13 protein-coding genes and 1 pseudogene are annotated in these 12993 nt (G+C 39.2%); 2 read left to right on the top strand and 12 right to left on the bottom strand.

Annotated features, from left to right (window positions below):
- Positions 1-13 precede the first annotated feature (13 nt).
- The 9 genes and pseudogenes from B4V02_RS06480 to B4V02_RS06445 all read right to left on the bottom strand — a co-directional run bounded on the left by B4V02_RS06480 (position 14) and on the right by B4V02_RS06445 (position 8509).
- Complete coding sequence (locus B4V02_RS06480; protein ID WP_094154167.1) at positions 14-1192, bottom strand: WXG100 family type VII secretion target; 1179 nt, start codon at positions 1190-1192, stop codon at positions 14-16.
- A 172-nt stretch (positions 1193-1364) separates the two neighbouring features.
- Entirely contained in the window at positions 1365-1511 is a 147-nt protein-coding gene (locus B4V02_RS27270) for a hypothetical protein (RefSeq protein ID WP_157739716.1), read from the bottom strand.
- Between the two features lie 272 nt (positions 1512-1783).
- Positions 1784-3202: a helix-turn-helix transcriptional regulator gene (locus tag B4V02_RS06475; RefSeq protein WP_094154166.1), complete on the bottom strand. Its 1419-nt coding sequence runs from the start codon at positions 3200-3202 to the stop codon at positions 1784-1786.
- A 445-nt stretch (positions 3203-3647) separates the two neighbouring features.
- On the bottom strand, positions 3648-4550 hold the full coding sequence (locus tag B4V02_RS06470; protein WP_094154165.1) for a hypothetical protein: 903 nt from the start codon (positions 4548-4550) through the stop codon (positions 3648-3650).
- Between the two features lie 273 nt (positions 4551-4823).
- Positions 4824-5427: pseudogene (locus B4V02_RS06465) on the bottom strand (recombinase family protein).
- Positions 5428-5718: 291 nt separating this feature from the next.
- Positions 5719-6057: a hypothetical protein gene (locus B4V02_RS06460; RefSeq protein WP_094154164.1), complete on the bottom strand. Its 339-nt coding sequence runs from the start codon at positions 6055-6057 to the stop codon at positions 5719-5721.
- A 181-nt stretch (positions 6058-6238) separates the two neighbouring features.
- On the bottom strand, positions 6239-6517 hold the full coding sequence (locus B4V02_RS06455; protein WP_094154163.1) for a hypothetical protein: 279 nt from the start codon (positions 6515-6517) through the stop codon (positions 6239-6241).
- Positions 6518-6535: 18 nt separating this feature from the next.
- Complete coding sequence (locus B4V02_RS26480; protein ID WP_244188465.1) at positions 6536-7711, bottom strand: YncE family protein; 1176 nt, start codon at positions 7709-7711, stop codon at positions 6536-6538.
- Positions 7712-7777: 66 nt separating this feature from the next.
- A complete protein-coding gene (locus tag B4V02_RS06445) occupies positions 7778-8509 on the bottom strand; it encodes a YiiX/YebB-like N1pC/P60 family cysteine hydrolase (RefSeq protein ID WP_094154162.1) in 732 nt (243 codons plus the stop codon).
- A gap of 744 nt (positions 8510-9253) precedes the next feature.
- Between B4V02_RS06445 and B4V02_RS06440 the strand changes: the two genes are divergently transcribed.
- Both B4V02_RS06440 and B4V02_RS06435 read left to right on the top strand, forming a co-directional pair.
- A complete protein-coding gene (locus B4V02_RS06440; RefSeq protein WP_244188464.1) occupies positions 9254-9556 on the top strand; it encodes a tyrosine-type recombinase/integrase in 303 nt (100 codons plus the stop codon).
- Between the two features lie 103 nt (positions 9557-9659).
- Positions 9660-10490, top strand: a complete 831-nt coding sequence (locus B4V02_RS06435; protein WP_094154161.1) for a PPK2 family polyphosphate kinase — start codon at positions 9660-9662, stop codon at positions 10488-10490.
- Positions 10491-10631: 141 nt separating this feature from the next.
- Here the strand turns inward: B4V02_RS06435 and crcB (B4V02_RS06430) are convergent, their stop codons facing one another.
- The 3 genes from crcB (B4V02_RS06430) to B4V02_RS06420 all read right to left on the bottom strand — a co-directional run bounded on the left by crcB (B4V02_RS06430) (position 10632) and on the right by B4V02_RS06420 (position 12785).
- Positions 10632-10988, bottom strand: coding sequence for a fluoride efflux transporter CrcB (gene crcB / locus B4V02_RS06430; RefSeq protein WP_094154160.1), 357 nt, complete (start codon positions 10986-10988; stop codon positions 10632-10634).
- The gene (crcB, locus tag B4V02_RS06425) at positions 10985-11386 is read right to left on the bottom strand and encodes a fluoride efflux transporter CrcB (protein WP_094154159.1); all 402 of its coding nucleotides are present in this window, start codon (positions 11384-11386) and stop codon (positions 10985-10987) included. Before crcB (B4V02_RS06425) ends, crcB (B4V02_RS06430) begins: the two co-directional genes overlap by 4 nt.
- A gap of 88 nt (positions 11387-11474) precedes the next feature.
- Positions 11475-12785, bottom strand: a complete 1311-nt coding sequence (locus B4V02_RS06420; protein ID WP_094154158.1) for a replication-associated recombination protein A — start codon at positions 12783-12785, stop codon at positions 11475-11477.
- Between the last annotated feature and the right edge of the window lie 208 nt (positions 12786-12993).

The raw sequence follows: 12993 nt of genomic DNA, 5'->3' as shown, positions 1-12993 counted from the left end.
TAGTTGCCTCTCTTTATTTTGGAGTATATAAACTAATTTGCTCTAACCAATAGTCCAACCCATTTTCAGGCTTGAAATAAGTTGAGATTCCTCCGTACTTATTAATTATCCCAAATTCATTTGTAGCAGAATCATATCTGAAATATGTTCCTTCGTTTGAGACAAAAGTCTGAGTTGTTGACGTTGGGCGTTTTTCTAGAAATTCTCTTGCATCCTGTAAATATTTTTCCGGTAAATCATAATCGTGCTTACTGGCATGTCTATCTAATGTACTTTTGCCTTTACCATTCATAAAATCCACTTCTGGATTACGTGTTCCATCATAGGGTCTAGCATAATTTCCACCTCCGTCCGCCCCCTCAATAGCATGAGGCGCACTCTCTGCCTTACCTCCGGAAGATGGAGTAGATTTGGATGAACCTCCACCTTCCCCCTTCGTCATCTGCCACAATTCGGCTGAGCTTTTCCCAATTCCGCTTGCACCCCTAAATACGGTGGTGCTTCCATGTGCTGCCAAAGCTGCCGATCCAATTAATCCCGGTACTCCAACGATACTCCCTACGCCTGAAGCTGAAACAGCAACTGATAATCCTTCTCCACTTGTTCCAACGATTACCTCACCAGCCCCCTGCAATGTCGTAGCTACGTGACCGAGAATTTCACCTACTTTAGCTGCCATGGGATGATCATAGTTACGGTCTTTGTCGGGCAACATCCCCAAGGTTAAATCTTCCTGAATGGCTCCTTTTGCCCCCTGAACAGTATCCCATAAAATTTCACTTTGAAGCTTGCTAGCTTCCATCTGGGCTTCAGCCTTGGTGATCTCAGCTTGTCCAATTTGTTCAAAGATTTTATGTAACCAACCTTCATCGCTGGATACCGTTTTAATAGGTACACCATTTCCCGGTACATCTAATACAACCTTTTCTCCGTCCACCTGTGTAAAGTTTTTTGAAATAAAAATAAGTTCCTGTGCTACTGTTGATAGTCGTTCAAGCGTCACATTCATAGATTGTCGAGAAACCTGAAATTCCTGAAAAAATCTCTCTTGGGTAGCTCCAGACCAGCCTTGTTGGACAAAATCAATTCGTCCACTCAAAAAATTCAGCATACGTTCCATTTCGTGTTTACCATGCAAGAACTGGTCAGCCACTTGCATCAGCTTGTCAGGTGGAACCAATATTCTCCCCATTCTACCACGCCCACTTTAATTTTGATGGAAATAATCTTATCAGAAGGGGTGATTTAGGGATATCCATCCATTATCCTGAAATTACCTTTTAATTGATGTGACATTTGAACTGAAATAAAACAGTGATTACTACAACTAAAGTAATGTATATCGCTGTTAGATGATGCCTAAGTTAGGGTATAGCAGTTGATGCTTTCAAATCTTGTTCCTCAACCATGTCCTGCAACTCAGAGATAAGAGTTAGGTATTTTTTGTAGTTATGTAACTGCTGTTTCGTGATGCCAAGTTCCTGAGCAATATCCTCCTGCGTTTTTGCCAAAGTAAAATTATTTGACTTTGCCTCTTTTGTCTCTATATTGATTGCTTCCTTCTCGATTGACTATTATATAAAAAATACACTCCTTAGAATTTTATCGGTTCAACCTGTGTTGGGTTCCTCCAATATCCATTTTAGGGAGTGTATTTTTTTAAGCTGGGATTTTTGCTTTCCTCATTCGTTTGAAATATTAAGCCCCCCCTTGTTGATCGTAAAGCCTGATACTCTGGTGTTGGCTATGAGTCTGAACAGGTGCAGTCACGATAAACAAAAAACTAGTTGCTATGATCAATAGCGCCATTTTTCTTAACATCAGCTATCCACACCCTTTCAATAAATTCTAAATATGCTGCCTTAGTTTCGGATACTACATAAGCTCGATAACGCTCAAACAACACCATACATTTTATAAAATAAGTCTCATTATTCAGTGTATGATAACTTACCATTGAATACATCAAATGTTTAAAACCATTAATGTAAGAACCTTGATGTAAATAATAATAAGCCAACTCATAACCAAATCGTGCAAACTGTTCTGGTAAAACTTGTTTAGTATATATGTCATTAGATTGTGGAAATTGCAAAAGTGAATTAACATCCTTTTCAAAACGCTGGAGTATATCATTTACGTCTATCTGGTATCGGTTTGCCGTCATCATAATGTTCAACAGTTGGGTAACCTTATCTTGTTCAGCTGTATCTGACGGTGCACCAATATATTCAACATAATCATATAAAGCGTTTATATCCCCAGATAAAAGCTTATTTGCGGTAACGTTAGCTTGCGCCCAATGTTCAAACAAGCTGATCCAATGTTTAGCATCTTCGTCCGTCTCTTTGACCCAATCTAAATTGGCGTAGGCATATGTATAATGTAGAGCTTGCTGATAATCGCCTTGGGCTTCACAGACACTTGCACACAACAGGTCGGCATAGGTGATGTATACAAACATGGGACGACTCAGCTTCTTAGCAGCCTCATTGAGTTCTCTGCTGTTCTGTTGGTGTTTCAAAGTATATTGGATTTTCGCTTTATCTCTCATCTTTCTTGCCATTTCATCAACCTTGTCCCATTTACGCAAAGACCTGTACACGTTTGCCAAATCCTTCAATGCGTCAAGCTGCTCTACTTCATCCAGACGCTCTACAAAAGCTTCAAATATCGCTGCTGCCCTGACATTTCGGTTTTGGTCGTCTCCAACCTGAATCGTGAATATACGATACTGGCAAAGAGCCAGACGTTCGGAATGTTGGTATTTCTCGACTTCTGCTACGTTCTCATAGAGCAGCAGAGCCGCATCATATCGTCCCTGTGCGAATAGGGTTTCTGCAATATCAAATAGTTTGGGTGAATAGAGTAGATTGTCCATGATGGCTCCCACCACTCGACGGATCGCATCCAGCTTGTTCAAATCCGCACAGCGATACAAAAATGGCTCGATTCGCCTCATATTCGGAGGATGGTCTATGATGTAGTTTTCTATAAACAGATCGTAAAAATACCCTTCTTCCAATCCCATGGCCTCGGTGATTAGATCAAGCTGATTAACAGACATAGATTTATTTCCTGACACTATGCTACTTACTATCCCCCTATTCATGCCTGCAATATGCCCAAATTGTATTAGACTCAAACCTTCTTGTTTTAAGTATCTGTCTAATTCTGCCCGTATCGTAGGTGTATGCTTCATGTCATATCCACCCTTCATCATAAACTTGTAATATAATGCATAGTTAAATAAATTATGTAATTGAGAAATAAGTAGTAGAATATCTTTGTTTTATTGTTCATAATCTTACCATTTTTCGGAATAAAGTCATATACTTTTCAGATATTTACTTAAGATACCTTTTCGGATAGTTTGCGATGATTTCGTGATTAAGGGTATCGTCATTTTGCATATGTACATAGTATTATTTAGTATGTGAAGATACTAGGTTGGCATTTATATGTAGTTATCGTATCACCAATCAAGTATTTGCAGAAATAAAATAATGAGCCTAGACATAAATATCTAGGCTTGTCTATATGAGTAATCCACATTAAGATTATGTGGCTTCACCCATAAAAGTTATCGAATCAGGTTTTTAAATTATTATTATATCTCTTCTCTAATGCTATAATTCCGCTGTGATTTATTTAAATAAAATTTCTGAATATATTTCATATATATAGAAATTGTCCTTCTCAATATAGAGCTTGAAATGAACTTGTTTAGGATTTCTTCCAATCTTTTCTCTAATTGCTCCGAGATAAAAAAACATATTTTCTTTAACTTGTTTCTCAAGATTCGTTACTTTGTGATGATAATAATCACCTGCTGTAAGTGCGCTTAAACTTGTTCCACCTATTGAATATCCCCCACCAATTGGTGTATATACTGCCCCCTTTTCCGCTTCAATAAAGTATGTTCCCCCTATTTTTCGAAGCTCTTTGACAAATTCATTTGAAATGGGATCATCGAGTGTAAAAGCTTCATCAACTTTAAATTGTTTTATGGTTTCAGGCCAATTATAATGTATTATCTGTACTAGCCTTTGATTACTAAAGGATTTGTGATCCATCACAACGATTAGATATGCATTTTCTTCATTAAAACGTGCGTAAAGAAGAAATTTATATAAGTGAGAAACTCTAGAATTTCTTTGAACAAAACCATCTTCTTCAATTAAAGTACCAAGGTGAAGATGGTGTATTCCCCAATCATTAAGTAATTGATCGCTATAATTAATGTCCTTTATTTTTCTGCTAAGATGAGGAATAAGTTCTTCCCCTTTTTCAATCTTTTCAATGATTAAATCTAATCCTTCCTGAAGACGAGTATGGCAATCAAGTTCTTTTGAAATATGTACATTACGTGGCTTCGGACGAATTGCGCGCTTGAGCCAGTTAAAATAATAATAATCCAATTTGTTTTGAGGAATATTTATGTAATCTTTTTCTTGAAGAATTGGCAATTGTCCTAACTCAAATTTTATGAATTTAATCCAATCACCATGGAAATCCAATGTGAGCTTAAAATTAAAAGGTGCTACCATTAGGCTACCTCCATTTTACAATTGTAATGGTATAAATATTACATATTACTGTAAGAGGTGAAAGTTACAATTATGTCATATATATAATCGAACCAGAAGATAACCTGAGTGTGGGAGTGGAAGTGCTTGGGACAATTCTGGAAATTAAATAGGCGTTTACGATGTAAAATACCCCCACCCTATTTTATTGTAGCTGCTAATATGGATTAGCATAGACATAACAAAGAAACCTAGACATAATCATCTAGGCTTGTGGGTCTACTGGTGTATATTTTATCCTACTTGTCGCTGTTGTTCATATTCTTTAACCCTACGATAGAACGTGTTAGGCTTCATTTCTACACGCTTCATTGCTTCAACCGCTGTTATGCTGCCTTCCTTCCATTCCTCATATACCGCAATGAAGTAATCACTTATCTCCTGCTTAGGACGACCAAATACCACACCATTATTCTTAGCTGCTGCTATACCTTCAGATTGTCTACCGTTTATCTTCTCACGTTCACGTTCTGCCATGTAGCTAAGCAATTCAAGCACGATACTGGATATAACTTTCTCTAAACCATTTCGATATTGTCTAGTGTCAAGGATAGGCATATCAAGAATAACGATGTGTGCGCCTATCTCATGCGTTATATCTTGCCATTCACGTTTGATTTCTTCTGCATTCCGTCCAAGTCTATCCAATTCTTTAATGAACAGAATGTCTCCATGTCTAAGCACACTCCTCAATGTCTGATATTGTGTTGCCGCTTTGCTTATCAATGAAGTAATCACGTTCTATGATACCTAAATCCTTCATCGCTTCCAATTGTCTAGCTTCGTTCTGATCTTTAGTCGATACTCTTATGTAACCATAGTGTCTAATCTCACTCATACGGATTTCCTTTACTATGTCATTGATTATATTATAGTAAAATTATGTCAAAATGTATATATTTATATATGAAATATTTCAATATATTTTATATACTATTTGACATGTACCATAACTACTTTTGACACAAACTAAACTAATATTGCAAAAGGTATACTTTATGACACGGTGTTATAATTGTTCTTCAACTGTGAAGAGGAATAAAAAGGGCGACCATAGTCGTCCTAAAGAAATTTAGCTATCGAATTAATATAGAAAGATACCTTTTCAAACTGATCCTTTCCCTATTAACTACTCAATACCTTCTTCCTTAATATAAGTAGCGTCATATGCAACAATCACTTTGGTTTTATCTGTAGCCTCTGAAACATCAAAGACCACTTCATTTTGACTAAAGCGATTTTCAGCCTGAAGTGTTTTTGTTTTTACAAACAATCCATCCTTAGTTTTAATCCTATCAGGATGATTAAGTTGTTCTATAACATCTGCGGGAACTGGCTCGTAAGTAACACTTTCCGATTTTCTGAGGGTATCACTGTAATCATTAACATTACTTGTAATAATTCCAGTGAATGCAACAGCACTCACCGTTAAAACAGCCAACACCCATGTTATTCGTTTAACTTTCATAGCAACTCCTTTAATTATTATTTATTTTGTATATCCGTTTCCAGATATATATTTTGCATCAGAGTGATTTCCAATCAGCAAATACACTGGATTGAACGCGAGATATTCATCATTGCCTGTTATACCTAAGTTAATGTGCGAAAAGTTGATTGTGGTGACTATTGATAGTAGTGTGAAAAAATTAACTCGATTTTCCTAACTGTGAAAACGCCATCTTATAAGCCACAAACGTAATAATTGCGTAGATAAAACCATATAGAATCCAAGCATCTATATTAACTGCAATGGTTTCTAAATCGGTGGCAATAAATATAAGAGGCAGTAACAAGGCTAGAATTAATCCTAAGTAGATGTTTCCTTTGAAAAAGGCGAAACATACTCCGATCAAGATTGCCAGAATGGGGCAAAGTAATAGAGTAGGGAGGAGGGGATTAAGTCTTGGAAATAACCAATAAATCATAATAATCGCTCCTTAAAGTTAATTAGTCAGAAAAAAACGAATCATTTCCTTGTTTGATTTAAATGCTAGAGGAATGACATGTAATTCTTTGCCTGTCAATAAGTCATATTCTCTTATTTCCCTTATTCTATCAGCAGGAGAATTTTTGACATAATCATATAGGACAAAAACAGATCCTGCAAGATAGTGTACTCCAGATATTACTCCTTTCTCATTTTGTATTTTTTCGGAGACGGAATTGCTTTGTTTTAATCTCAACTTTTTAGGATTTTTGTTAAGGTCATTGAAAATAGTAAAATTTAAGTCTTCAGAGAGAATATATAATTTATCGTTGTAAATTTGGCTGTCATAAAACAAAAATGAAGTATCTGACAATGATGTTTCACTTTCTAACTTACCATTTTTAGGGTCAATTATCTGCATTATAGGATGAAATTGTGTATCAGATGTATTGCCATCAAGAAATACAATAAGCTTGCCTTTAAATATTTGTAGTGATGCTCCATTTTGGCCTACCGGAAAGTATTCTGTTAAACCTTGCAAACGATTTTCTATAGTGAATTGTTTGATCTTCTTTGATGTTTTTAAATCAATGACATAAATACCTACAGAATTATCATTATTGTTCACATATAAAGTGTATGCCATATTATTGTATTCAACGGTTGATAATAAATATCCACTCAAAAGAATATTTCTATATTTCAAATTTTCTTTATCGAAATAAACCAATTCATTGGTGTACTGTGTGGGAGAATAACCCGGATTAATACCCACGTTCATGGAGAAAAATAGATGATTGTCGCTTTCTTTTAAAAATGAAGTTCCGATATTTCTATCTTTTCCATACTTATTAGGTCCAAAAAATGGTTGAAGAATTCCATTTTGATTAAGTATGTAATGTCTATTTTTTCGTTCAGACATTAAATAATAGTCATTCTTTACTTTGGCAAAATAATAAAGTGACTGGGCATTAACTAAGTTTTTTTTGTCTAAAATTTTGCCTTTATTGCTGTACTTCACAATTTCTGCACCGTCATCCATTGCATTAGAATAAACAACAGTAAATGTCTCGGATTTTGTTTTATTTTCCAATGAGTGATGTGTTGCAGTAAACCAAAACGTTGAAATGGCTGCTAATCCAAGTAAAAATAAAGTTGCAAAAATAATTTTCATTCTTTTTTTGAAGAGCATAATGTCCCCCTTAGTGAAATCACTCACAGGAAATAAATATTTTTTTCCTGTGAGTGATAAGGTTTGTTAGTTGCTGTAGTATATTGAAGTATTACCGGATTTAGCTATTTCCATTGGGGTAACAACAGGATCAATTGTTATATAATCAACATCAATCCCTTGAGTTTTCCAAGCCTTCCATACCAACTGTGAACAATAAAATCTATCTTCTCTCCATGGATCAACAAAATTCCAGTTATAGCGTTTTCCAATTTGATTAGCTGCATATTGTGCAGCTCCCCTATATTGTGAACCCGAAGCCCCTTTAACGCTCATTCCATAAACATTTGAGCGACTTCTCCAATCATTTGTGTGATATTGAACTCCATCATCTGGGAACGATTCTACCGTTTTACCACTTATTAAGGAAACAATAGCAGCATGACCTGGATATCCGAAATCAATTCCCCACGAACTTGCGTTATAGGCAACCAAAATATCTCCAACTGTTCCTAAACTTGATGCTGCTAACCTAGGATTCTCCAAGCTATCAGTGAGCGATTGGCTAGTTTTTTGGTCATTCAATGCCTTCTCTTCCAATTCCCCGTTTTTTATGATACGAAGATCATTTTCATTATGCTTACGGAGTAACTCAATATCACTATCAGTCATACCAGCAGCTTTCATTTCCTGATAAGAATTGTCACTAACACTGTAGGAAGGTGATGTTTCATCAGCGGCATAAATGTTTGCACTGGGAAGAAGAAGGATACTTAGAGCAAGACTAGCGGAAAAAGCTAAACTAAGAACTTTTTTCATGATTATACCTCCAAATGGGATTTAATTGATATAGGAGAATGCTTGTTCAAAGTTTGTCGACATGTTTATCCATACTTCATTTTTTTGTCCCTCCATATGAGTCAGAGTCTCGTATGTCTATTTTTTGGAGAGATGATGTATGTGAAAAATTTAATTAGTTAGCTCCATAAGTCAAATAGAAATACGAACTTACGCAATCACCCTCTAAGTATGAAGTAGCAATTGCGAATATATTGTTTATGTCCGGCAGAGTAACCGTCCAATAACAATCAATTCTTTTTAAAGATATACATATATTAAAAATTAATTAATTTATAGAAACTTTTTTGCATGAATGTTCACAAAAAAAGTGACTAACAAGGCTGGCAAATATATGAGTATGTAATTAGACAAAAGCAGATTATAGCAAATCAAAGGAAACTCTACACATTAGTTGAATAGATCCATTAAAAATGGATACAATTTCACTTTATTATATAAAATTACCTATCAACATATTGAAATTATATCCAGTAATTCTATCAAAGTCAAATTAATCATTTATTTTCAACACATTTATTATCATGTAGTTTTAAAGTAATATTCTGATAAGATAGTAATTAATGGTGAATGTAAAATGTTGCAGAAGCAACATGAAAGAGTCTTTATGGAAAAAGAACTGGCTGGAGAATTGTATGTAGATAATGATTTAGTCTGTTGCACAAATATTGGAAGCAAGTTTTCCCAAACACAATTACAAGACTGATGAAAAGAAAAATAGAAGAAATAAAATTACCATCTATTCGATTTCACGATCTTAGACATACCTCTGCTTCGTTGATGCTGTCCATTGGGATACATCCAAAAGTTGTTTCCGAAAGATTGGGACATCGTAGTGTAACTATAACTTTGGATACTTATTCACATTTATTAAAAAATATGCAGTCAGATGCAGCAGTAGGATTGAGTAATTTACTGAGTAAAAAAGAAGTATCTGAACCACTAGAAATTGAAGAGAAATTCTGTGACCAAAAGCGTGACCAGAAAGTCGAAAAGGTAGCCGTTTAGACCAAGAAAAGCAAAGTTACATAAGGAATTTTTGATAACAATCTCATTTGGGTATATGATGAAGACAAGATATCATACTTCAATTGAAAAGGAGCGTGCCTTTATGTCTAATTCATTAGGAATGCTGACACCGGGTAAAAAAGTTTCTTTAAAAGATTGGGACCCCAAAGATACGCAGGATATCAAAAATAAAGAAGAAATTCAGCAGGAAACAGATCAATTGAAGGAACGTTTCGCGGAATTGCAAAGTAAATTATTTACGGAGAAGAAACAAGCCGTATTGTTTGTGTTTCAGGGTATGGATTGCAGCGGAAAAGATGGCGTGATCAGGCATGTATTCTCGAATCTGAATCCAGCAGGGGTGACGGTCCATAGCTTTAAATCACCTACGGCTGAGGAATTAAGCCATGATTTCCTGTGGCGTGCCCACAGTGTAACCCCCGGGCGTGGATATATTGCAGCATTCAACCGTTCTTATTATGAGGACGTACTGATTACACGTGTTCACGGACAGGTATCCGATAAACTGGCCAAACGGAACATTAAGCATATCAAACACTTTGAACAGCTGCTGCTGGATTGCGGTGTGAAGGTGGTTAAAATCTTTTTACATATTTCCAAGCAATTTCAGTTGGAAAAGCTGATCGACCGGATCGAGAAGCCCCACAAAAACTGGAAGCTTGATCCAAGTGATTTGCAGGAACGCAAATTTTGGAAGCAATATACCCAATACTATGAGGACGTGCTGGAGCTGAGCGCAACCAAGCAAGCTCCCTGGTATGTTGTTCCTTCGGATAACCGTTGGTACAGAGATTATACCGTTTTGCGAATTGCGGTCCAGACACTGGAGGAAATGAAGCTGTCCGATCCTGATCCAAGACCGGAACTGCAATCCCTTTTGCCTGAGCTATACAAAGAACGGGATAAAAAATAGCTTCATAAGCGCTGCGCTAAATCCACATTTGGTGAAACACCTCATAAAAAAGCTTTCGAAACCGACCCCGGCTGAAAATACCACGGTCTGGATTCGGAGGTTTTTTTCTTTTGTAGTCTGCATGCGGGGTATTATAATTATTTAACTAAGTCTATAACCAATAGCCGCAGCTGCAACTCCTACGACCACCGAAGCCAGTACATACGCAGCCATCCGCCGGTATTCTCCACGCTCCATCAGTTGAAGAGATTCATAGCCGAATGTTGAAAAGGTCGTGTAACCGCCACAAAAGCCTGTTCCTAGCAGCATCCAGAGTGCAGGAGACAGATGGTGCTGCATAAATTCGCCATACAACCACCCCAACAGCAAGGAACCGCTGATATTAATGATCCACGTTCCCCACGGAAACGCGGCTCCAAACCGCTTTCCAGCCCACATGCCAAGCCCGTACCGCGCCAATGTACCTGCAGCCCCGCCTGCCGCCGCCCACCAGATCATAGACGTTCCTCCTTGGGGGGAGCTTCCGTCATATTTGTGCCCAGACGAATACCAGTCCACGTCAAAAACAGGCCTCCGCCTACGCTAAGCAGCAGGTACAGCACAGCCGTCAGCATACGATCGTGAACCGAGAGGCGTACAGCATCGACTGCAAAGGTGGAAAAGGTAGTGAATCCACCTGTAAAGCCTGTCCCAATGGCAAGTCGCAAGCGGGGTTTGATCCGCCATGAGCGCAAAGTTACCGTAAAGAACCAGCCAAGGAACAGACAGCCGAGCCAATTGATTAGCAGCACGCCAAGTGGAAAATCCGCCCCGGCCGCAGGCAGCAGTGACTGCACGCCATATCGGGCAGAAGTTCCGAGCGCTCCGCCTGCCGCGACGAATAGCATGTCTTTCATTTTTTCTATCCCCTTTTTCACTCATGCTGGATCACGGTGTAATCATATCTGGTCCACATACGCCGCACGTCTGTCTACAGCATGCATCCTATGACTGTGATTCACGCCACCGCTGGTTTTGTCTGATTTTTGACTCGTTCCCCTGCTCAGTAGCCTGGTAAAAGGTCTGATCTGCTATCGAATCAGGCAAATATTGCTGTTTCACATAATGGTTCGGATAATTGTGCGGGTATTGATAACCAACATGGCCGAGCTTTTCCGAGCCCTTGTAGTGTGCGTCGCGCAAATGCAGCGGCACCTCGGCTGATTTGATATCGTCCATCGCCGATATGGCCCGTGAAATCGCCGTATATACGGCATTCGATTTTGGGCTTTCTACAGCGAACAAAATGGCTTGTGCAATGTTCAGCCTGGCCTCAGGCCAGCCGTTATTGCGGTAGGCTTCAAGCGCGCTCACTGCTTGCACCATCGCCTGCGGGTTCGCCAGGCCAATATCCTCGCTGCTCGCCGCGATGAGACGGCGAATAAAGGTCATCGGGTCCATGCCGAGCTTTTCTACGGCGTACAGGAACCAGAACAGCGCCGCGTCGCTGGAGCCGCGAATGCTTTTGTGAAAGGCAGACAGCACGTCATACTGCGTGGACTCGTCTGCCTTGACAATCGGGCGGCGGATGGATTCCTCCGCGACTTCCAGCGTCACGTGAACCGTGCCGTCTGCCAGCGGAGGCGTCGTGAGCGCCGCCAGTTCCAGCGCGTTCAAGGCGCGGCGGATATCGCCGTTGGCCATGGACGCGATGTGATCCAGCGCAGCTTCGTCCACCTGAAGCTGCATATAGCCAAGCCCCTTGTCCGCATCGCCCAAGGCGCGGCGCATGGCAGCTAGCGAATGCTCCTGTGTCAGCGCTTCAAGCTGAAACAACGTAGAACGGCTCATCAAGGCGCCGTTCACGTAGTGAAAGGGATTTTCGGTCGTGGCGCCAATAAACACGATCGTCCCCTTTTCCACCGCAGGCAGCAGTGCATCCTGACGTGAGCTGTTAAAACGGTGTACCTCGTCGAGAAACAAAATGGTTTTTTTCCCATACATCGATTTATTCGTTTGCGCACGGTCAATGACTTCCCTTACGTCCTTCACAGATGCTTCTACTGCATTCAGACGGACGAAATCGCCTTGCGTATGCTGCGAGATAATATGCGCCAACGTTGTTTTGCCGCACCCCGGCGGTCCGTACAGCAGTATAGAAGAAACTTGATCCGCCTCTATAGCTCTGCGCAGCAGCTTGCCCGGGCCAACGACGTGCTCCTGTCCAATATATTCATCCAGCGAGGTTGGACGCAGGCGATCCGCAAGCAACCGATTGCTTGGCGTCGACTCCTCGGAATATGAAAATAAGTCCATTTTATTCACTTCCTTATGGTTAAAAACCTGAAAATTCAAATCATCAATTGTACTGAAACGCTATGAACCGCCTCTTATTCTACCATAACCGCTAACAAGTTGCAGATAGCATGGTCATGGCACATCTGTATACCTGCAAGTCCGCCGCGCACAATAAGAAAGAACAGCCTTGGACGAAAGATGAACTCCGTGGCTGTTCTCAGACTGG

Source organism: Paenibacillus kribbensis, from assembly GCF_002240415.1.
Taxonomy (GTDB): domain Bacteria; phylum Bacillota; class Bacilli; order Paenibacillales; family Paenibacillaceae; genus Paenibacillus; species Paenibacillus kribbensis.
Note: the sequence above shows the minus strand (reverse complement) of the source record. Positions and strands in the feature narration are given on the sequence as shown.